Annotated in this window: 20 protein-coding genes and 1 tRNA gene; 14 read left to right on the top strand and 7 right to left on the bottom strand. The window is 60.5% G+C overall.

Features of this window, described 5'->3' with window-relative positions:
- Positions 1-198 precede the first annotated feature (198 nt).
- Positions 199-288, bottom strand: a tRNA-Ser gene (locus BN1800_RS36315).
- A 301-nt stretch (positions 289-589) separates the two neighbouring features.
- Between BN1800_RS36315 and rplU the strand changes: the two genes are divergently transcribed.
- The 4 genes from rplU to BN1800_RS36295 all read left to right on the top strand — a co-directional run bounded on the left by rplU (position 590) and on the right by BN1800_RS36295 (position 2,555).
- The gene (gene rplU / locus BN1800_RS36310) at positions 590-907 is read left to right on the top strand and encodes a 50S ribosomal protein L21 (RefSeq protein WP_027513708.1); all 318 of its coding nucleotides are present in this window, start codon (positions 590-592) and stop codon (positions 905-907) included.
- Positions 908-941: 34 nt separating this feature from the next.
- Positions 942-1,211 carry a 50S ribosomal protein L27 gene (gene rpmA / locus BN1800_RS36305; protein WP_087005335.1) on the top strand — a complete coding sequence of 90 codons (270 nt, stop codon included), beginning with the start codon at positions 942-944 and terminating at the stop codon, positions 1,209-1,211.
- Positions 1,212-1,335: 124 nt separating this feature from the next.
- Positions 1,336-1,968, top strand: coding sequence for a GNAT family N-acetyltransferase (locus BN1800_RS36300; RefSeq protein WP_027513706.1), 633 nt, complete (start codon positions 1,336-1,338; stop codon positions 1,966-1,968).
- Positions 1,968-2,555 carry a GNAT family N-acetyltransferase gene (locus BN1800_RS36295; protein WP_087005332.1) on the top strand — a complete coding sequence of 196 codons (588 nt, stop codon included), beginning with the start codon at positions 1,968-1,970 and terminating at the stop codon, positions 2,553-2,555. Before BN1800_RS36300 ends, BN1800_RS36295 begins: the two co-directional genes overlap by 1 nt.
- 40 nt (positions 2,556-2,595) lie before the next feature.
- Here BN1800_RS36295 and BN1800_RS36290 read toward each other — a convergent pair whose 3' ends face one another.
- On the bottom strand, positions 2,596-3,459 hold the full coding sequence (locus tag BN1800_RS36290) for an endonuclease/exonuclease/phosphatase family protein (protein WP_087005330.1): 864 nt from the start codon (positions 3,457-3,459) through the stop codon (positions 2,596-2,598).
- Between the two features lie 83 nt (positions 3,460-3,542).
- Here BN1800_RS36290 and obgE point away from each other — a divergent pair, with 83 nt between their 5' ends.
- Genes obgE through BN1800_RS36270 form a run of 4 tightly spaced genes read left to right on the top strand, consistent with a single transcriptional unit; the run spans position 3,543 to position 7,676 of the window.
- Positions 3,543-4,622 (top strand): GTPase ObgE, encoded by a 1,080-nt coding sequence (gene obgE, locus BN1800_RS36285; RefSeq protein ID WP_087005327.1) that lies wholly within the window; start codon positions 3,543-3,545, stop codon positions 4,620-4,622.
- Positions 4,609-5,778 (top strand): glutamate 5-kinase, encoded by a 1,170-nt coding sequence (gene proB / locus BN1800_RS36280; RefSeq protein WP_087005324.1) that lies wholly within the window; start codon positions 4,609-4,611, stop codon positions 5,776-5,778. Before obgE ends, proB begins: the two co-directional genes overlap by 14 nt.
- Complete coding sequence (locus BN1800_RS36275; protein WP_087005321.1) at positions 5,771-7,054, top strand: glutamate-5-semialdehyde dehydrogenase; 1,284 nt, start codon at positions 5,771-5,773, stop codon at positions 7,052-7,054. Before proB ends, BN1800_RS36275 begins: the two co-directional genes overlap by 8 nt.
- Entirely contained in the window at positions 7,029-7,676 is a 648-nt protein-coding gene (locus BN1800_RS36270; RefSeq protein WP_179213990.1) for a nicotinate-nucleotide adenylyltransferase, read from the top strand. The genes BN1800_RS36275 and BN1800_RS36270 overlap by 26 nt, the downstream gene beginning before the upstream one ends.
- A 666-nt stretch (positions 7,677-8,342) precedes the next feature.
- Here the strand turns inward: BN1800_RS36270 and BN1800_RS36260 are convergent.
- Positions 8,343-9,512, bottom strand: coding sequence for an aldose epimerase family protein (locus BN1800_RS36260; RefSeq protein WP_087005315.1), 1,170 nt, complete (start codon positions 9,510-9,512; stop codon positions 8,343-8,345).
- 400 nt (positions 9,513-9,912) lie between these two features.
- On the opposite strand from BN1800_RS36260, the gene BN1800_RS36255 reads away from it, so the two are divergent.
- From BN1800_RS36255 to BN1800_RS36245, 3 genes are all read left to right on the top strand, one after another.
- Positions 9,913-10,269 (top strand): ArsR/SmtB family transcription factor, encoded by a 357-nt coding sequence (locus BN1800_RS36255; RefSeq protein WP_087005312.1) that lies wholly within the window; start codon positions 9,913-9,915, stop codon positions 10,267-10,269.
- Positions 10,253-10,756, top strand: coding sequence for an SRPBCC family protein (locus tag BN1800_RS36250; RefSeq protein WP_087005309.1), 504 nt, complete (start codon positions 10,253-10,255; stop codon positions 10,754-10,756). Before BN1800_RS36255 ends, BN1800_RS36250 begins: the two co-directional genes overlap by 17 nt.
- 374 nt (positions 10,757-11,130) lie before the next feature.
- Complete coding sequence (locus tag BN1800_RS36245; RefSeq protein ID WP_087005306.1) at positions 11,131-13,293, top strand: adenylate/guanylate cyclase domain-containing protein; 2,163 nt, start codon at positions 11,131-11,133, stop codon at positions 13,291-13,293.
- 39 nt (positions 13,294-13,332) lie between these two features.
- Here the strand turns inward: BN1800_RS36245 and BN1800_RS36240 are convergent, their stop codons facing one another.
- Entirely contained in the window at positions 13,333-13,845 is a 513-nt protein-coding gene (locus BN1800_RS36240) for a YHS domain-containing (seleno)protein (RefSeq protein ID WP_425299095.1), read from the bottom strand.
- A 14-nt stretch (positions 13,846-13,859) separates the two neighbouring features.
- On the bottom strand, positions 13,860-14,447 hold the full coding sequence (locus tag BN1800_RS36235) for an ankyrin repeat domain-containing protein (protein ID WP_087005303.1): 588 nt from the start codon (positions 14,445-14,447) through the stop codon (positions 13,860-13,862).
- Between the two features lie 463 nt (positions 14,448-14,910).
- Here BN1800_RS36235 and BN1800_RS36230 point away from each other — a divergent pair, with 463 nt between their 5' ends.
- Complete coding sequence (locus BN1800_RS36230) at positions 14,911-15,495, top strand: GNAT family N-acetyltransferase (protein ID WP_179213989.1); 585 nt, start codon at positions 14,911-14,913, stop codon at positions 15,493-15,495.
- A gap of 229 nt (positions 15,496-15,724) precedes the next feature.
- Positions 15,725-17,494 (top strand): adenylate/guanylate cyclase domain-containing protein, encoded by a 1,770-nt coding sequence (locus BN1800_RS36225; protein WP_087005297.1) that lies wholly within the window; start codon positions 15,725-15,727, stop codon positions 17,492-17,494.
- Between the two features lie 207 nt (positions 17,495-17,701).
- Here BN1800_RS36225 and BN1800_RS36220 read toward each other — a convergent pair whose 3' ends face one another.
- Together BN1800_RS36220 and BN1800_RS36215 are read right to left on the bottom strand one after the other, a co-directional pair.
- Positions 17,702-18,106 carry a type II toxin-antitoxin system VapC family toxin gene (locus BN1800_RS36220; protein WP_087005295.1) on the bottom strand — a complete coding sequence of 135 codons (405 nt, stop codon included), beginning with the start codon at positions 18,104-18,106 and terminating at the stop codon, positions 17,702-17,704.
- On the bottom strand, positions 18,107-18,361 hold the full coding sequence (locus BN1800_RS36215; protein WP_165928230.1) for a type II toxin-antitoxin system VapB family antitoxin: 255 nt from the start codon (positions 18,359-18,361) through the stop codon (positions 18,107-18,109). It abuts the gene before it with no gap.
- 104 nt (positions 18,362-18,465) lie between these two features.
- Between BN1800_RS36215 and BN1800_RS36210 the strand changes: the two genes are divergently transcribed.
- Positions 18,466-18,663, top strand: a complete 198-nt coding sequence (locus tag BN1800_RS36210) for a hypothetical protein (protein ID WP_087005292.1) — start codon at positions 18,466-18,468, stop codon at positions 18,661-18,663.
- Positions 18,664-19,237 lie beyond the last annotated feature (574 nt).

Genomic DNA, 19,237 nt, shown 5'->3' with positions numbered 1-19,237 from the left:
TCATGGATGATCGAAACAACGCGGGCAAGCTCGCGCTGCTTTTCTTCCGGCAGATGTTCCAGGGACGATCGCATGCCCCATCGATAGGCCAAAGACGATTCGCCGTCTACTACTGGAAACTGTAGTTTGGCACCCATCAAATCTACGGCCGGACACCGAACATGTACCGGAAGTTATTTTCTTTGCGCCGAAACTTTATGGCGGAGAGGGGGGGATTCGAACCCCCGATGCCCTTGCAGGCATGCCGCATTTCGAGTGCGGTGCATTCAACCACTCTGCCACCTCTCCGCGGTGCTGGTTGGCGCATATTTCGCGCGGGCTGTCTCATAGCGATCAAAAGGCGGACTGGCAAGACGAAATTGTAAAGCTTTTCCTCCTTTTGCCTTGACAGCTTTTTGACACTCGCGTATCTCGCTCACGGAATAGGTGTGGAGTAGTCCGTGCCTTGCCAGCCTCGCGCTCGCGCGGGGTTTCACCGGCAGACAGAGTTCCGGGCGAACGCCCTGAAATCCTGCTTAATTTCGACTGATAAAAAGACGGCCACCTGCAGTTTGCGGGGAGAGCTGGATCGAACATGAAAGGATCAAAAATGTTCGCAGTCATCAAGACCGGCGGTAAGCAGTACCGTGTGGCAGCCAACGACGTGCTGACCATCGAGAAGCTTGAAGCCACCGCTGGCGACTCCATCGAATTCACCGAAGTCCTCGTAATCGGCGAAGGCGCCGACGCTGCGATAGGTGCTCCCTTCGTCAAGGGCGCTTCCGTCAAGGCCGAAGTGGTCGAGCACAACCGCGGCAAGAAGGTTATCGCCTTCAAGAAGCGCCGCCGTCAGAACTCGAAGCGTTCGCGCGGCCACCGCCAGCATCACACGGTCGTCCGCATCACGGACATCGTGGCTGCCAATTAAGATCACGGGACTAAAGGTTTAAAGGAGAACTCCAATGGCACACAAAAAAGCTGGCGGTTCGTCACGCAACGGTCGTGATTCCGAATCCAAGCGCCTTGGCGTGAAGAAGTTCGGCGGCGAAACCGTCATCGCAGGCAACATTATCGTGCGTCAGCGCGGTACGCAGTGGCATCCGGGCGCCAATGTCGGCCTCGGGAAGGACCACACCATTTTTGCGCTTACGGCAGGCAATGTGGACTACCGAAAGAAGGCCAATGGTCGCGTGTACGTGTCTGTAATGCCGAAAGCGGAAGCAGCGGAATAAGCCGGTAGCGCTCAAAAACAGCCGGCGTCTCATCGACCCGGCTGGCCGTACCAGGTTCAGTCCAGAAAACAGGGGAGATGGGGCGCCATCTCCCCTTTTTCTTTGTCCATAAGGAGGACTGAACATGCAAGGCGAACTGATAAGGGTTGACCAACCACGGTCACCCCAAGAACGGCTGAGGCCGGAGCGGTTAAGGACCGATTGCCCTGTCTTGTTATCGGAAAGGCTCGTCATGCGCGCGCCCCACGAGGAAGACATTGACGCCCTTTCCCATCTCGCCAACAACGCCAAAGTCGCCACAATGGTATCGCGCATGCCGCACCCCTATACCGCCAATGATGCCGCCGACTTCGTGCGTCGGACGAAGAATGGCGAGATTGGCAAGTGCGTCTATGCCATCACCAAAGCTGAAAACGGCGCCTTCATGGGGTGCTGCGGCGTAGAGCCGCAAGTCGACGAACGCACCGTCGAAATCGGCTACTGGCTCGGCGAACCTTATTGGGGCCAGGGCTATACGACCGAAGCCTGCCACGCGCTGGTCGACATGGTCTTTCGCACACGCGACAATGTCGATCAGATTGATGCCCGTTGCCGGGTGATGAACATCGCGTCGCGGCGGGTTATCCAGAAGTGCGGCTTCCAGTTCCAGGGCTCAGGACTTGCCGCGTCTCTGGCCCTCGGCAGCAACGTGCCCGTGGAATGGTACCGGCTCGACCGGAAGACCTGGATGTCGCTGAGAAGTTGGGGGAGCCTGTGATGAGCGCCGCCATCTTGCAGCGACCCAAGAGCGAGCAAGTGACGCCCGGCCGCGTGCCGGTCGTCACCACGCCCCGGCTGACGCTCCGCCCGCACAGGTTGGCCGATGCGAATGCGATTGCGGAATCGCTGTCAGACTTCGCAATCACTCGGATGCTTGCCCGCGTGCCCGCGCCCTATGACAGGCAGGACGCACTTGATTGGCTGGTTCCCGTGACGTCCGGCAGTCTGCCGGATTGGCACTTGGCGGTCACCGACGGAGACGACGCGCATATCGGCGTCGTCTCCGTCGAACTTCGCCACGGCCGCTGGCACCTTGGCTACTGGCTGAACCGCTACTTTTGGCGACGCGGCTATATGAGCGAAGCTGTCGCAGCGGTGCTGGAGCGCTTCTCCCGGCGGATGCCGGATACGGCGGTTCACTCGGGCGTGTTCGCGGATAATCCAGCCTCGCTGAGATTGCAGGAGAAGCTCGGCTTCCGGATGACGGGATGCGCGGAGATCTACAGTTTCGCCCGCAACACGATGGTGTCGCATGTCGAAACCGTGCTTCAACCCGGCGCCCTGCAGATCACGAAGGTTGCCTGACGAGACAAAAACGCCGCAGCCTCCGCGCTGCGGCGTTTTCCTATCCGCCGATCTCGACCCAGAGGGGGAAATGATCGGAACCCACCGAATCCGTATCCACATGGGCGGATTTCAAGCGGCCCTGCAGGCCGCAACTGACGAAACAGTAGTCAAGATGCATACGCTTTCCGTGGTTCTCCGGATCGATCCAACTATAGCTTCCGGGCATGTAGCCTTCGAGCGCGGCCAGCGCATCGACAGGTGTTCCGATGCGCGGCACGCGTCCGTAGTATCTGTCGTCCATTCCAACAAACGAGCAGTATTCCGCAGATTCCGGCACCATGTTGAAGTCGCCCAGGATGACGTAGTCTTCCGGAAGCGGCAGATCCGCAATCTCGAATTCAGCAACACCCGTGAGCGATCCACCTTCGAAGGGAAACGCATTGATACGCTCGTTCAAATAGGCGAGTTGGCATATACGCTCGTCGGGCGAAACGTGATCGAGATGAACGGAATAGACGCGAAGCGCGCCTTCCGGCGTATCGATGACGGCCTCGGTTGCACCGCGCTGCAGGTTGAGTTTCGAAAGAGTGCGGCTTCGAGGCAGAAGCAGAGTGCGTGCCGAAAGGATCGGCCACCGCGAAAGGATCATGTTTCCGAACTGGAAGCGCGTGCCGCGCGGCGGAAAATCATCTTCGCCCGCCTCGACGTGCAGATCGCAGGCCGGGCCATAGACCCAGAAATGGTCGGGAAAGAAGGCCGCAAGATCGGCCGCCATGTCGGCAAAATCGTTTCGTTCGAAGCCTCTGGTCACCTCCTGCGCCGCGATGATGTCCGCGCCATCGAGGCTCTCCGCGATACGGCCGAGATCATAAATCCCATCAAGACCGAAGCCGTACTGTATGTTATAGCTCGCAAACTTCACGATAATCTTTGACCTCGGCTTGAACCGCCTATATCGAAAGCGGCAGGATGGGGCGCGTAAAAGCCACCGATGATGGAAGTAAAATGAAATTTCTCGATGAAGCAAAGGTCTATATTCGGTCTGGTGACGGCGGCGCAGGCAGCGTCTCGTTCCGGCGCGAGAAATTCATCGAGTTCGGCGGACCGGACGGCGGCGATGGCGGTCGCGGCGGCGATGTCTGGATTGAAGCCGTCAACGGCCTCAACACGCTGATCGATTTCCGCTACCAGCAGCATTTCAAGGCCCAGATCGGCACGCACGGCATGGGCAAAAACCGCACCGGCGCCAATGGCGCAGACGTGACGCTCAAGGTCCCGGTGGGAACACAGGTCCTGGAAGAAGACCAGGAAACGCTGATCTGCGACCTGACGGAAGAAGGACAGCGTTTCCGGCTTGCCGCCGGCGGCAACGGCGGCTGGGGGAATGCGCATTTCAAGACCTCGGTCAATCAGGCACCGGATTGGGCAAATCCCGGTCTGCCTGGCGAGGAAAAGACGATCTGGCTGCATCTGAAGCTGATCGCCGACGCCGGGCTCGTCGGCCTTCCCAATGCCGGAAAGTCCACTTTCCTGGCGGCAGTCACCCGCGCACGGCCGAAGATCGCCAACTATCCCTTCACGACCCTGCATCCGAACCTCGGCGTGGCAACGATCGACGGGCAGGAGTTCATTCTGGCGGACATTCCGGGACTGATCGAAGGCGCGCATGAGGGCATTGGCATCGGCGACCGGTTCCTCGGCCATGTCGAGCGTACTCGCGTGCTGCTGCATCTGGTCTCGGCGCAGGAGGAAAAGGTCGGCAAAGCTTATACGACTGTGAAGAACGAGCTTGAAGCCTATGGTAACGAACTGACCGACAAAGCGGAAATCGTTGCGCTCGCACAAATCGACGTACTCGACGACGCGACGCTGAAGAAGAAGACGAAGGAGCTCGCCAGGGCTTGCGGCAAGACGCCGTTCCAGATTTCGGCCGCAACCGGCAAGGGCATGACCGAGGTTCTGCGAGCTCTGCGCGACGTCATTGTCGAAGCGAATGCGGGCGGTAAGAAGCCGGCCAAAGCGCCGAAGCTGCGGCATCGCGACATGATCGCGACCGACGAGGACAGAACGGATGACGACGCGTAAGCCGCTCGATCGCTACCGCCGCATCGTCATCAAGATCGGCTCAGCACTTCTTGTTGACCGTAAGACCGGGCTCAAAAACGCGTGGCTGAATGCAATGTGCGCCGATATCGCCGCACTTAAGGCAAGAGGCGCGGACGTGCTTGTCGTCTCCTCGGGCGCTATCGCGCTCGGCCGCTCTGTGCTGGATCTGCCTTCTGGCGCGCTGAAACTGGAAGAAAGCCAGGCGGCGGCAGCCGTCGGCCAGATTTCGCTCGCACGCGCCTGGTCGGAAAGCCTGTCGCGGGATGAGATCGTGGCGGGCCAGATCCTGCTCACCCTCGGGGATACGGAGGAGCGTCGCCGTTATCTCAATGCCCGCGCCACCATCAACCAGCTCTTGAAGATCGGCGCCATTCCGATCATCAACGAGAATGACACGGTTGCAACCAGCGAAATCCGGTACGGCGACAATGACCGCCTCGCCGCCCGTGTCGCAACGATGACGGGCGCCGATCTGCTGATCCTTCTATCCGATATCGACGGACTTTATACTGCGCCGCCGCACCTTGATCCGGATGCAGAATTCCTCGAGACGATCGCCGAGATCACCCCCGAGATCGAGGCCATGGCAGGCGGCGCCGCTTCCGAGCTGTCGCGCGGCGGCATGCGCACGAAGATCGACGCTGGCAAGATCGCAACGACGTCGGGCTGCGCAATGATCATCGCTTCCGGCAAAACGGATAGCCCGCTATCCGCCATTGCGAACGGCGCACGTTCCTCCTGGTTCGCGCCGTCCGGTACCCCCGTGACCGCGCGCAAGACCTGGATCGCAGGTCAGTTGCAGCCAGCTGGAGAACTGCATGTCGATGACGGCGCCGTGACGGCGCTCGGTGCCGGCAAGAGCCTGCTTCCGGCCGGCGTTCGCAAGGTGATCGGGCTTTTTAGCCGAGGGGACACTGTGGCAATCATCGGCCCTTCCGGGCGCGAGATCGCCCGCGGCCTCGTCAGCTACGACGCAGAAGACGCCCGCCAGATCGTTGGCCGCAAATCGGCAGAGATCGAAGCGATCCTCGGTTATCCGGGCCGTACCGCCATGATCCATCGCGACGATATGGTGATGACGTCACAGGTAAATTCGAAATCGGAAAGGCAGAAGAAGGACGCGGCCCATGCTTGAGACTGTTGCACAAAGCCCTGACATTGACGCGCTGATGAACGACATCGGCCGCAAGGCCAAGGCTGCGGCACGACCGCTGGGTTTTGCGTCCACCGAAGCCAAGGACAAGGCGCTGAATGCGATGGCCGACGCGATCCTCGCAAGCAAGGAGCACATCCTTGCCGAAAACGCCAAGGATCTGCACGATGTCGCCGGCACCGATATGCTTGCCTCCTTCATCGACCGCTTGACGCTGAACGACCAGCGCATCAGCGAAATGGCAGAAGGCATCCGCGCCATTGCTGCGCTGAAAGATCCGGTCGGCGAAGTGATCGCCGCCTGGGATCGGCCGAACGGACTGAAGATCGAGCGGGTCCGCACGCCCCTCGGCGTCATCGGCGTCATCTTCGAAAGCCGGCCGAATGTGACGGCAGATGCCGGTGCGCTTTGCCTGAAGGCAGGTAATGCTGTGATCCTGCGGTGCGGCTCGGATTCGCGCCGTTCATCGCAGGCTATCCATGCCTGCCTCGTTAAAGGGCTAAAGGCGGCAGGTCTTCCGGAGCATGCCATACAGCTCGTTCCGGTTTCGGACCGTGCCGCCGTCGGCGCCATGCTGCGGGGCTTGGAAGGTGCAATCGACGTCATCGTGCCGCGCGGCGGCAAGAGCCTCGTCGCCCGCGTGCAGAACGAAGCCCGCATACCGGTCTTTGCCCATCTCGAAGGCCTCTGCCACATCTACGTCGACAAGTCGGCCGATATCGAAATGGCAAAGCAGATCATCGTCAATGCCAAGATGCGCCGCACGGGCATCTGCGGTGCCGTGGAAACCCTGCTTGTCGATGGCGCTGCGATCGGCACGCACCTGACGCCGCTACTGGAAGCGCTGACTGGGGCCGGCTGCGAGATCCGCGCATCCGCCACGGTGTTGAAGGTCGCTCCAGGAATGAAGCCGGCGACCGAGGAAGATTGGTCGACCGAGTATCTCGATGCGGTCATCTCCGTTGCCGTTGTGGACGGCATTTCGGGTGCGATCGCACATATCCAGACGTATTCGTCGAACCATACGGAAGCCGTGATCGCAGAAGATCCGGTTGTCGTCGAGCGATTCTTTACCGAAATCGATTCAGCCATCTTGCTTCACAACGCTTCCACACAATTCGCGGACGGCGGCGAGTTTGGCATGGGTGCGGAAATCGGCATTGCGACGGGCAAGATGCATGCCCGCGGTCCTGTTGGTGTTGAGCAGCTTACGTCCTTCAAATACCGCGTGCGTGGCACCGGACAAACGCGGCCCTGACGTGACGACAGACGACATAGACCGTCGCTACCTTCGCATGCCGCACACCGAGCGCGGCATGGTCGTCGGTCTGTTTGGTGGTTCCTTCAATCCGCCGCATCAGGGGCATGCGCTGGTTGCGGAGATTGCCATACGGCGCCTCGGCCTCGACCAACTTTGGTGGATGGTGACGCCCGGCAATCCACTGAAGGACCGCAACCATCTTGCGCCGCTTGCCGAGCGCATCGCACTCAGCGAAGCGATCACAACCGATCCGCATATCAAGGTGACTGCATTCGAACAGGCATTCGGCGTCAGTTACACGGCAAACACACTCGCCAGGGTAAAGGCACGCAATCCGAACATCCATTTCATCTGGATTATGGGTGCCGATAGCCTGCAGACCTTCCACAAATGGCAGAAGTGGAAAGAAATCGCCCGCACCTTCCCGATCGCCGTCATCGATCGTCCCGGCGCAACGCTTTCCTATCTCTCGTCGAAAATGGCGAAGACCTTCAATTTCGCCCGTATCGATGAGGACGATGCCCGCGTGCTCTGGAAAAAAACCGCGCCTGCCTGGACCTTCATCCACGGCCCGCGCTCGGCATTGAGTTCGACCGCTATTCGGAAGGCTGCTGAGTAAGCATCAATTTTGTAGGGCTGACAAATGAAAAGCCCGACGGGGGAGGATCCGTCGGGCTTTATAAACTCGATCGACAACTGGGAGGAGGAGTGTTGCCGACCCACATCTAGCGGCTTTGGGAGGAGGAGATCGCCGTTTCGATAAGTATGTTTTATCATAACTTCGAGAAAGTGGAATGCTTTATATTGCATTGCAGCAATGCAATGCGTGCAAGGCTTCTCCTGACCTGCGCCGCTTTTTGCGGCATTTTGCAACGGGTTAGCGTTAGAAACGTGAAAGACGCTCATAATGCGCCGGTCCGGTCCTTTGATGCTGTCAATCGACATGATGACCGCCTGATGCGCGGGACTTTCATGTCGCTTCTCCAAACCTGCCGTTCGCGCTGCGACCCGCGACCTGATGCGCCCCCTTTCGGAGGTAGACAGCGACTTGGTCTGATTGGCTAGGGCCAGCGGACTTTGTGGGCGATGGAAAGCTGCAGACGTTCGCTGGCTTCGCCGGGGACATAGCGCCAGCAAGCAAGCTAAGTCTCCGGATCCGCTGCCTTGCCTCCCACAGCGACGACGCCCAGGGCTCCAGCGTCTCGATCGAAATGCCCGTCATCCATGATCTCCGAGTCGTGGCGACCCATCGATTCAGCAACCAGAAAAGAACGCAGCTGCAGCGCTAGGACGCGTCGGTGGAGAATTTGTGTGTCGTAGTCGACTTCAGCGTTTCGCCCGGTTTCAGCACCGTCGTCGGAAAGGGCGGCTTGTTCGGCGAATCCGGGAAGTGCTGCGTCTCAAGGCAGAAGCCGTCGGTCTGGCGGTATTGCTGACCGGCCGCGCCGACGAGCGTCGAATCGAGGAAGTTGCCACTGTAGAATTGGACGCCGGGCTCGGTGGTCGAGATCTCCATGATCCGGCCCGAGCGCGGCTCGTAGACTCGCGCTGCGAGCGAAAGCCCACTACCTGACCGGTTCAGCGCGAAGTTGTGATCGTATCCGCGGCCATAGGCCATCTGTGGGTCGTTCGAGCGGATGCGTGCGCCGATCGGCATCCCTTGGCGGAAGTCGAACGGCGTGCCGGTCACGGAGGCGAGCTGCCCGGTAGGAATCAACGTCGCATCAACCGGCGTGTAGCGATCGGCATTGATCGTGAGGATGTGATCGTCGATCCCACCCGTGCCGTCGCCGGCGAGATTGAAGTAGGAATGACTCGTGAGATTAACCACGGTTGGTTTGTCGGTCGTCGCCTCGTAGTCGATACGCAGCTCGTTGTCGTTGGTGAGGCTATAGACGACCCGGACCGTGAGTGTGCCGGGATAGCCTTCCTCGCCGTCCTTGCTCGTGTAGCCCAGCCGCGCTGCGGCGCCGCTGACGCTGCTCAGCGGCTCGACCGCCCAGACGACCTTGTCGAAGCCTTTCGTGCCTCCATGCAGGCTGTTCGGCCCGTTATTGGCGGCGAGCTTGTATTGCGTGCCGTCAAGCGTGAACTTCGCGCCGCCGATGCGATTGCCGTAGCGTCCGATCAAGGCGCCGAAATAGGGGTTCATGGATTCGTAGTCGGCGAGTTCCTTGAAGCCGAGCACGACGTTGTCGAGCTTGCCCCAGCGGTCAGGCACATTGATCGCCGTGATGATGCCACCATAGGCGATGAACTTGACGGACGCGCCCCTGTCGTTGGTGAGCGTGTAGAGATCGACGGCCTTGCCGTCCTGCGTGTTTCCGAATGGGGTCTTGTCCACAGAGCCGGCGCTGGCGTTCGTTCCCGTGAGCAGCACGCCCATGCCGAGCACGGCCGCGCCGAGCACTGACCTATTCCACGTACGCGATTTGTTGGGATCGATCGGTGTCATGGTTTCCTCCCTTGACAGGCTCTTCGCCGGCGGCCTCGGAGGAGCCGCCCAAAAGACCAATTTTAAACTCATCGGGCAATCAACGTAAGCGCGTTCTGGTAGAGATTGTACAATAGCACCGTGCTTGAAAAGCGTGTGCCGGACACTGCCGGTCGCATCAGCTCATTGCCTGATCAAAATGCCGTCGGTGCGTGAATCGCAGGACGCGTATCCGTCTGATTCCCCACTTCGACTTGCTGCTAGTTGGTGTCGCAGAGCCGCCCTTTAGAGGTGAGCTTGACCCGCAACAGACGATTTTTGCTGCCGGCGCCGCGGTGCATGATCTCGGACGACCGGTTTACGGCATGGAAAGTTCGGGATGCTTGCGCTTCATGCGCGAGCAGGTTATACACTGAACTAGATGGTTCAGTATTTAAGTCCTCCCCTCGATCTCTCGTTTGCGGCGCTGTCCGATGCGACCCGCCGCGGGATCATCGATCAGCTTGGGCGAGGGGACGCGTCGATCACCAGTCTCGCGGATAAGTTCCAGATGACGCTGACCGGCATGAAGAAGCACGTCCAGGTTCTCGAGCGGGCGGGGCTCGTCGTCACGCAGAAGGTCGGGCGGGTGAGAACCTGCAAGCTTGGGAAACGCGGCCTCAAGGCGGAGGCCGAGTGGATCGAGGCGCATCGCAAGCTCTTCGAGACCCGCTTCGAAGCATTGGACGAAATCATCAGCGAAATGACACAGGAGGGAAGCGATGAATCAGCAAGTTAACAGTGCAGATGGTGCGCAGAACCGCACGTCAGTCGAGCGCAAAGGGGATCGCGAACTCGTTGTAACGCGGACATTCAATGGGCCGCCGAGCGCGGTTTATAGGGCGTGGAGCCAGCCCGAGCTGTTCCAGCGCTGGTGGGTGCCAAAATCGGCATCCGGCGTTTCGCTCGTATCGTGCGATATGGACGTCCGTACCGGCGGCAAATATCGGCTGGAATTCGGCGCCGGCGGTTCGGACACCATGGCCTTCTACGGCAAGTATCTCGAGGTGGTGCCGAACGAGCGCATCGTCTGGACCAACGACGAGGGCGAGGAAGGCGCGATCACGACCGTGACCTTCGAGGACCAGGGCGGGAAGACGCTGCTGAATCTCCACGAAGTCTATCCGTCCAAGGAGGCGCTTGAGGAAGCACTACAGGGCGGGGCGGCCGCATTGCCGGAGCAGCTGGAACAGCTCGACGAATTGCTTTCCAGCATAAGCGAGTAGCGCGGGTCGGGAAGCTCGCCTCGGGGGAACGTCTGTTCTTGGGAAGTGACTCCACCGGCCTTTCCGGCCGGAGCGAAGGCGCGAAGCGGAAATAATTTCCAATTTGGTGCCGACAGCCGACCGGCAGTTTCTGGCGTCCAAAAAAGCGATAGCGGACATTCGATCCGGTAGGTCCGAGTTCCCTGACTGACCGGGCCCTAAGCCGACCTTCTCACACAGAGATCGAAACGGTAGCGCTGACCGCTACGTCCGCTAGTATCAACCTACAAACCGCGTCAATCTTTCAGCTCAATCTTCGGCGCACTCGCGTTTGCCAATGGTTCGGCGTAACCTTGCGTGGTTAGCCGTGTGGTCGCTCTCACGAAGGACTAGGTATGGAGCGTCGGCTCGCCGCCGTCCTAATCGCGGACGTCGTGGGCTATGGCCGCCTGAGCCAAGCCGACGAGGAAGGCACGCGTGCCCGCTTCCAAGCCGATCTGCGCGAGGTCTTCGAGCCGAGAATCGCCGCGCACCATGGCCGGCTGGTCAAGACCATGGGCGACGGGCTGCTGGTGGAGTTCCACAGCGTGGTCGATGCGGTGCGCTGCGCGGTTGAGGTCCAGCGCGCCAAGTCCGAGCGGGAGGTCGGCGTTGCGGCCGACCGTCGGCTTGCGTTTCGCATTGGCATCAATCTTGGCGACGTGATCGTAGAGGGCGACGACATCCACGGCGAGGGCGTGATCATTGCCGACCGATTGCAGACGATCGCCGATCCTAGCGGCGTGATGCTCTCTGGCACCGCCTTCGATCAGGCCATTCACAAGGTCGATGTGGGCTTTGCCTATCTCGGTGAGCAACACGTCAAGAACATCGCCGATCCGGTGCGCGTCTATCGCGTCCTACTCGATGCTGGGGCAGCGGGAAGAGTTGTCGGCACAACGCGCAAGGCGGGCGCTCGGCTCCTGATCTTGGCCGTGGCTGGAGCGGTGTTGACCGCCGCCGTCGCGATGCTCGTGGTCTGGCAGATGTCTATGCCGCCTGAGCGGCCGTCCGTCGCCGTCCTGCCGTTTGCAAACCTGAGCGGCGACTCCGAACAGGAATACTTCGCCGACGGGATCACTGACGATCTCATCACCGACCTCGCCAAGCTGTCGGGACTGGTCGTCATCGCTCGCAATTCTGTCTTCACCTATAAGGGCCGGCCGGTCGTCGTGCAGGACATAGCGCGCGACCTCGGTGTCCGCTATGTGGTGGAAGGCAGCGTCCGGCGAAGCGGCGACCGGATCCATGTCAATGCTAAGCTCATCGATACGGCGACCGGCGACCATCTGGTGGCCGAGGAGTTCGACCGCAGCGCGTCGGATGTCTTCGCCGTGGAGGACGAAGTAGTCCGCCATATCGTCGAGGCTCTCGGGGTGCAGTCGACGGCGTCGGAGCAAGGTCAGTTGGCGCGGCCGCCGACCGCGAACCTCGAAGCCTATGACTACTATCTCCGCGGCGAGCAGGCGGAGAGAACCGGCCTGCTGCGGGAAGCGTTGCAGCTCTACGCGAAAGCGACCACGCTCGATCCCTCCTTCGCCGAGGCGCATGCGGCGGATGCGCGCACCGCGGTCTATGTCTGGCGCCTCGACTATGACAACGTTCTGCCAGGCCCCGTGGCTAGGAGACGGGCGTATGAGAAGGCCGGAAGCGCGCTGGAGCTGAACCCGGAATCCTCGCGGCCCTATGCCATTCTCGCCATTCTTCAGGTCGTGGATCGCCGATACGAGGAGGCACTCGCGTCCGCCGGGCGGGCCGTGGCGCTGGGACCCAGCGACGCCGAGGCCCATGCGGCGCTGAGCCTCGTCCTCACTTTCGCCGGCCGCCACGCCGAGGCTGTCGCTGCAATCGAGACCGCGCAGCGGCTCAACCCCAGCCTCTCGACGAGCGAACGGCTGGTCGCGGGACTGGCGTTCCTATTGCATGGGGATTACGCCCGGGCGACTGAAACGCTGAAGCGCGCCCGCGCCGAGGCGCCGCGCCTCATCGATGTTCATGCCTTACTCGCCGCAGCCTACGCTCGCGCCGGTCGTTTGAGCGAAGCCCGCGACGCGGCCGGGGAAGCCCGCCGTACCGTCCCCGTCACTTCCGTCGAGACCTGGCGCGTTCTCTATGCCCATTTTCGCAATGGTCAGGACCTCGAGCGCGTCCTCGAAGCCATGCGCGACGCCGGCCTTCCCGAATGGCCCTTCGACTTCCGCGGCGAGGATCGCGACAGGCTGAGTGGGGCGGATATCTCCCGCCTGGCCTTCGGGCGGACATGGCAGGGACAGACAGGCGCGGGCGATCCGGCTCTCCTGCAACTTGGCCGCGATGGCAAGACGGCTTTCCGGACCCCGACACAGATCGCAACCGGGACCGCCTTCGTCGATCGGGACATGCTGTGCGAGCAGAGCGAGAACGTGTTACTCGGGCGGCCCCGCTGCGGCCCGGTTTATCGGCGAACCCATGACCCGGGCAAACCCGAATACACCTATGTCAACGCGTTCACGCTCTTCCATTTTTCGCCCGTCGAGTAGGTCCGCCGCCCGTCTCGACGTGGCACCTCGATCTGCGCATCACTGGAACCCGTCCTCCTCCAGCTGGGTCTCGACGGCAGGCCAATTCGCCTCGGCCTTTGCCAAGAGGCCGCTCGGGCGGGCCTTGAACTCGGCCATGAATTCCTTGCTGTAAGCCAGGTACAGCTTACCGCCGATGATCGCCCATGCTTCCGGATCGATATTGATCGTGGCACCATTGGAGGCCACTTCCCCGGTGCAGTAGCCCCCGTATTGTGGGGCATACTTGGTAGGTTCACCGATGAAGAGCTCACGGTGCTTGCTGCTGGCGAACTGCCACGGCGTCCCCAGCCAGTCGTGGGAGAACTCCTCGGAGCCCTTCATCGCCCGGCCTTCGGTGAAATAGGCAACCGGGTCGTAGCCCATGATCGCGACACCGCCGAAATAGCCGGTATTGACCTCGTCGGCGGCGAGGGCAGGAACGCAACTGACCATCAAGGCGATCGAGAATGTCGCTCCAAATGCTGATCCTCGAGTCGGGGTCACGCCGTACTTTTGGATTGCTTCGCACATATTCCGTCCTCCGTTCAGTCACTCATCTCGATGCACAACAAGGCGCCGATCACCTCGGCGGGCGGGCAGGCCGCGCCGTGGCGCTTGAGCACCCGTATAATGTCTCTATGACCCTTGAAGCCGGCACGCGTCACCGGCGTGTACCCGTGAAGACTCTCCGGCCGGCTGACATCGGCGCCGCGGGCGATCAGCAGCTCAAGCATGGCGACGCGGTTCTCTTCTACGGCGACCATCAGCGGTGTCACGCCCGCCTTGTTGGCAGCATCTTCGAGAACAGCGCCCTTGCCCAACAGCAGTTCTGCGATCCGCACACTGCCCGAATACGCCGCCGCATGGAGTGGCGTGAAGCCCCCGGCGTTGCGCGCCATCACGTCGGCGCGTTTGCTGAGCAGCAGCTCCGCGACCGCCGGGTGATCGTTCAGCGACGCAGCGATCAGCGGCGTGGCTTGGTCGCGATCACGGCTGTCGACCTCGGCTCCGCTCGCCAGCAGGCGCTCGACTCTGGCCGTGTCGCCGGCCTTCACGGCGTCAAACAAGGACTCACCCGCGACGACACTCACCGACGCGAGTAAGACAGCCACCACACACAGGATTCGAAACATGGCTGCGCCCTCGAAAGGCTAAATAGTTTACACCTCGGGCCTGCTTAGCGAAAGCGGCGATCGATTGGTTCTGGGGTCCGTCGTCAGCAAGGCAGGCTGAATTGACTGATATTAGGCCGAGAGCGGACGGGCAGCTTACGGGATGACATCGATGAGAAGCGGCCGTTCCGTATCGACCTTGAACAGGCATTCCAACGACTTCTCTCGGCTCCTGAAAGCAGACATTCAAACACACCACTTGTCGGCTACGGCCATTTGTTCTGATCTGTAATGGTTACGTTCAAAGCGGATCGACGCCAGTTGCATCTTGAATGTCCATTTCAGAAGGCCAGAATGGACCGAAGCGAATCTGGAACCGCTGAGGCAGCAGCAACCGATATCGCTCCCACGCCATCCGGGTTACGATGCGTAGCTGAGAACGGGCGCGGGCGCCTCGTCGGACCACCTACGTCAGGAGGGCAGTGTGAAATCGCCAACAGTGAGAGTCATGGCCGCGGCCGAGGAAGATCTGGCGGTCGAAACGGTCATGCTGGCGTTTGCAGCGGATCCTATGGCGCGATGGACCTGGCCGCATGCACACCAGTACCTTGCGGCCATGCCGCGAATGATCCGGGCGTTCGGGAGCAGCTCATTCTCTAACGGAACCGCCTTTTGCACCGACGGCTACGCTGGGACGGCGCTGTGGCTATCGCCCGGGGTGCATTCCGACGAGGAAGGGCTCGGTGCGGTGCTCGAGAGCACGGTTGCGCCCTCTCTTGCCCCCGAAACCACGGCCATATTCGAGCAGATGGGCGCGTACCACCCGACCGAACCACATTGGTACCTGCCCCTGATCGGCGTCGACCCGGCGCATCAAGGCGAAGGTCACGGCGACGCCTTGATGGCCTACGCACTCGTACGGTGCGATCGCGATCACGCGCCAGCCTATTTGGAATCCTCGAACCCGCGCAACATTCCGTTCTACCGACGCTACGGCTTCGAGCCGCTCGGCGCGATCCAGGTCGGTTCGTCGCCGATGCTCGTCCCGATGCTGCGGCGGCCGCATTGAGCTTCAGTTCGATCAGATAATTTGTGGCATGCGGGCGCTTTTAGAAGTCGGACGATGTAGCTTTGACGACCGACAGCGCGCCTCGCGATCGGTGCTCAGCATCGTAAGCTTTCAGGCATGAGGGTGAACAGATGGCGAGCCTGGATCTTGCCCACCGGCACGCTGGAACACCGAACTTTCCTCCTTCCCTGTGTCTTCGTGTTATTATGGCGACTAGGGAGATGGCTCGATGAGCGAGAACCGGAAGCTAGCAGCGATCCTGGCTGCCGACGTGGTCGGGTATAGCCGGCTGGCCGGCGCAGACGAAGAACGTACCTTGGCGAGGTTGCGGGCACTGCGCAGCGACCTGATCGATCCGACCATCGCCGTGCACAACGGACGCGTGATCAAACGCACAGGGGACGGGGCGCTGGTCGAGTTCCGCAGTGTGGTAGACGCCGTACGCTGCGCCATGGAAGTGCAGAATGGCATGGTCGAGCGCAATGCCGGCGTGCCGCAGGAGCGCCGCATCGAGTTCCGGATCGGAATTCATCTCGGCGACGTAGTCGAGGAAAGCGACGGTGATCTAATGGGCGACGGCGTCAACATCGCCTCGCGTTTGGAGGGCGTCGCGGCGCCTGGCGCCATCTGCCTATCAGAGGATGCCTATCGTCAGGTCAAGGCGCGGCTTGACCTCTCAGTCAGCGATCTCGGCAACACGCAGCTCAAGAACATCGCCGAGCCGATCCGGGTGTATTCGCTGCGTGTCGGCACCGCCGAGGCAAAGGCAACCGCGAACTCCGAATCCGCGACAAGCCGGCTGGCGACGGTACCGCCGCCGAAGCTGTCGATCGCCGTGCTGCCCTTCGCCAACATGAGCGGTGATGTCGAGCAGGAGTATTTCGCCGATGGAATCTCGGAAGACATCATCACGGCTCTCTCAAAGCTGCCGCAGCTCTTCGTCATCGCCCGCAATTCGTCGTTTACCTTCAAGGGCAAGAACGTCCACGTGCAGGAGGTCGGCAGAAACCTCGGCGTACGCTACGTGCTGGAAGGCAGCGTCCGTAGATCCGGCAACAGGGTACGGATCACCGCCCAGCTTATCGACGCAGCCTCGGGTGGCCATCTGTGGGCGGAGCGCTTCGATCGTGACCTGACCGACATATTCGCGGTCCAGGACGATGTCACTCAGCAGATCGTGGATGCGATGGCCATCAACCTGACGGAAGGCGACCGGCAGCGGATGGCGCCAGAGCACACTGGCAACGTGGAGGCTTATGACTATTTCCTGCGTGGCCGAGAGCTATGGCACCGGCTGACGAAGGAGACGAACATCGCCGCCCGGGGTCTTTTGCAACGTGCAATCGAGCTGGACCCGAATTTCGCCTCGGCCCACGCGTTCCTGGCCCTTACCCACGGACTCGACTACTTGAACGGATGGAGCCCGTCGCCGCCGAATTCGCGCGAGCAAGGAGAAGAGCTTGCGAGGCGGGCGGTAGCGCTGGATGATCGCGATCCTAGGGCGCACTGGGCGCTGAGCATCGTCGAATTGTATTCGCGACGGCACGACATGGCCATCAGCGAGGCCCAGCGTGCGATAATCCTCAATCCGAACTTCGCTGAAGGGCACGTCAGCCTCGGCGAGGCGCTGTACTACTCGGGCAGGGCCGACGAGGCGCTCAAGTATTTCGATGGGGCGAAGGTCTTGAACCCTTACTTTCCGGATGTGCTCCTGCACTTCCAGGCATTGGCGTTGTTTCAACTGGGAAGGTACGAACAGGCAGTTGGCTTGCTGAAAGAGCGGCTGACCCGCAATCCCGTTACCGATGTTTCTCGCGCGCTTCTGGCTTCCAGTTATGGCCATCTGGGCCGTTTCGACGAGGCCCGCGCGGCTTGGCAGGAGGTGCTCCGCGTTAATCCCGACTACTCCCTGGAATACCGTCGCAAAGTGCTGCCCTACAAGAACCCCGCGGATTTCGAGTTGGTGGTGGACGGGCTTCGCAAGGCCGGCTTGGCGTAACCGCACACCAGGGGAATGCCCGGTTTCAACCTTCTGCTCTAGCCTGTCTTTACACCGAGTCAGGGTAGCAGGTTCTCACAGCAGCGGCATCACACTAAATCAGGTCCTCGTAATATTCGGAAGGAGAAGGCATTAAAATTAGGCGCCTGAGAGGCCCGCGTTGCGGGCCTTTTCGTCGTCAGGTGCCGACGCACAATTCCGTCTACGCTAAGGGCGAGTCTCTACGTCGGTCTTGCGTAGGAGCTCATCCGAGGTCAGAAGTGGTGCACGCATTGCCTTGGCATAGGCGTAATGGAAGCAGTCGAAATTGCTGAGATAACGTTTGCCGATGCCGTGTTTCTCGGCCACCGCGACAGCGAAGGACAACACTCGGCGCGGTGAGCCTGGTTCGCGAAGACGAATACCTCTTGCTTCCAACCATTCGACAACAGCACCTTCTGCAGCGCTGAAAGCGCAGTTCAGTTGGTCTGGCCGGGAAAGGACGATTACAGCTTCCCAGGCCGCTAGAGTTGACGTGAAGGGCGAAGGTGCATCAAGCAATGCGGTCTCGTAAGCCTCAGCGGTATCCTCGCCAGCCATCATCGACACGATTGCACAGGCATCTACAAACATCTACTTTTCACCTTGCAGATTGTGATCGAGATCGTGATAGGCTTCCAGCGGCACTGGTTTGCGATCCGGCTGGAAGGCCAAGCCGCGTCTTGCAAGAATCTTCTGCGCTGTGTCGCGTGGACTCTCCTTGTGCATCCGATTTCGGATGGTCTCGCGAAGAGCAGAGATCACCGCATCAGTGATGCTTGTGCGATCGATCCGGGCAAGTTCCCTCGCTAGATTGTCCGCTTCCTGGTTCCTTATGTTAAGAGTCATTTTGTGTAGCTCCATTCGTGTAGCCTACATTACGAGTTTGTGTATCCTCGGGCAAGTTGCAAGAGAGGTAAGAAAAAATTCTTGTTTTCGCGACAGGAGAAAACATGCGCAAGCCAGGAACGATCGCGGCCATCGCCGAGAATGTCGGCCCATGGATTACCTGCAGCATCGGTTTCGCTGCCAACCGCCAGGCTTGCGAAACGGTTGTTTTGCTGATCTTCAGCCGCTCCGACATCGCACGCACGGAAAGCCCTGTTCGTGCGTCAGTTTCAAAATCGATCGAATGTCCTTCACGTCGATAAGTCTAGCCTACTTCCGTCTTGCCATTCACCGCACCTCGTTCAAATCGGGCCAGAATGGCAGAGATGGCGCGGGCGAAAGTCGATCTTTTGACCCTGAAAAAACTGTCCGGGATTTACCGGAATCAGTGTCCGCGAATTAGCGAAATCACTGTCCCGATTTAGCGAAATCGCTGTCCGCGAATTAATGGAATTCCTGTCCGCGATTTACCGAAACCCGCATATATACCCTATTGCGCTACCCTTGTCCGGGATGGGGCCGGAAGCGGTCCATCTGCCTCGAAGCCCTGATCTGAGATGGCCGCCGTTCAGCAGCACATCTGCCAACAGCGGCTGCCGACCCGAAGCAGAAGTCCGATCCAGTGCATAATTCAAAAATGTTGAAATTGCCGGAAGGTATGACCGGAACATTGACGCAGCGAGCTCACTCAGCGCGAGGGCCAGGCGGGGATCGGATCGCCTGTCTTAGAAATTCGCCGCGGCCCGATTCCCGCGTGCTCACGACCGTGCCGAAGACTAACGGCCGTGCTATCATGCAAGGGTATGAGATCCGCGAAAGGAGGACCAATGAAACCTC

Origin of the sequence: Rhizobium sullae, assembly GCF_900169785.1 — a bacterium.
Lineage (GTDB): Bacteria > Pseudomonadota > Alphaproteobacteria > Rhizobiales > Rhizobiaceae > Rhizobium > Rhizobium sullae.
The sequence above is the reverse complement of the archived record's forward strand: the minus strand, read 5'-3'. Positions and strand labels throughout refer to the sequence as shown.

Coding starts and splice junctions, on each gene's coding strand:
- rplU (WP_027513708.1), top strand. CDS start 590: ATGTTCGCAGTCATCAAGACCGGCGGTAAGCAGTACCGTGTGGCAGCC.
- rpmA (WP_087005335.1), top strand. CDS start 942: ATGGCACACAAAAAAGCTGGCGGTTCGTCACGCAACGGTCGTGATTCC.
- BN1800_RS36300 (WP_027513706.1), top strand. CDS start 1,336: ATGCAAGGCGAACTGATAAGGGTTGACCAACCACGGTCACCCCAAGAA.
- BN1800_RS36295 (WP_087005332.1), top strand. CDS start 1,968: ATGAGCGCCGCCATCTTGCAGCGACCCAAGAGCGAGCAAGTGACGCCC.
- obgE (WP_087005327.1), top strand. CDS start 3,543: ATGAAATTTCTCGATGAAGCAAAGGTCTATATTCGGTCTGGTGACGGC.
- proB (WP_087005324.1), top strand. CDS start 4,609: ATGACGACGCGTAAGCCGCTCGATCGCTACCGCCGCATCGTCATCAAG.
- BN1800_RS36275 (WP_087005321.1), top strand. CDS start 5,771: ATGCTTGAGACTGTTGCACAAAGCCCTGACATTGACGCGCTGATGAAC.
- BN1800_RS36260 (WP_087005315.1), bottom strand. CDS start 9,512: ATGACACCGATCGATCCCAACAAATCGCGTACGTGGAATAGGTCAGTG.
- BN1800_RS36255 (WP_087005312.1), top strand. CDS start 9,913: ATGGTTCAGTATTTAAGTCCTCCCCTCGATCTCTCGTTTGCGGCGCTG.
- BN1800_RS36250 (WP_087005309.1), top strand. CDS start 10,253: ATGAATCAGCAAGTTAACAGTGCAGATGGTGCGCAGAACCGCACGTCA.
- BN1800_RS36245 (WP_087005306.1), top strand. CDS start 11,131: ATGGAGCGTCGGCTCGCCGCCGTCCTAATCGCGGACGTCGTGGGCTAT.
- BN1800_RS36240 (WP_425299095.1), bottom strand. CDS start 13,845: ATGTGCGAAGCAATCCAAAAGTACGGCGTGACCCCGACTCGAGGATCA.
- BN1800_RS36235 (WP_087005303.1), bottom strand. CDS start 14,447: ATGTTTCGAATCCTGTGTGTGGTGGCTGTCTTACTCGCGTCGGTGAGT.
- BN1800_RS36225 (WP_087005297.1), top strand. CDS start 15,725: ATGAGCGAGAACCGGAAGCTAGCAGCGATCCTGGCTGCCGACGTGGTC.
- BN1800_RS36220 (WP_087005295.1), bottom strand. CDS start 18,106: ATGTTTGTAGATGCCTGTGCAATCGTGTCGATGATGGCTGGCGAGGAT.
- BN1800_RS36215 (WP_165928230.1), bottom strand. CDS start 18,361: ATGACTCTTAACATAAGGAACCAGGAAGCGGACAATCTAGCGAGGGAA.
- BN1800_RS36210 (WP_087005292.1), top strand. CDS start 18,466: ATGCGCAAGCCAGGAACGATCGCGGCCATCGCCGAGAATGTCGGCCCA.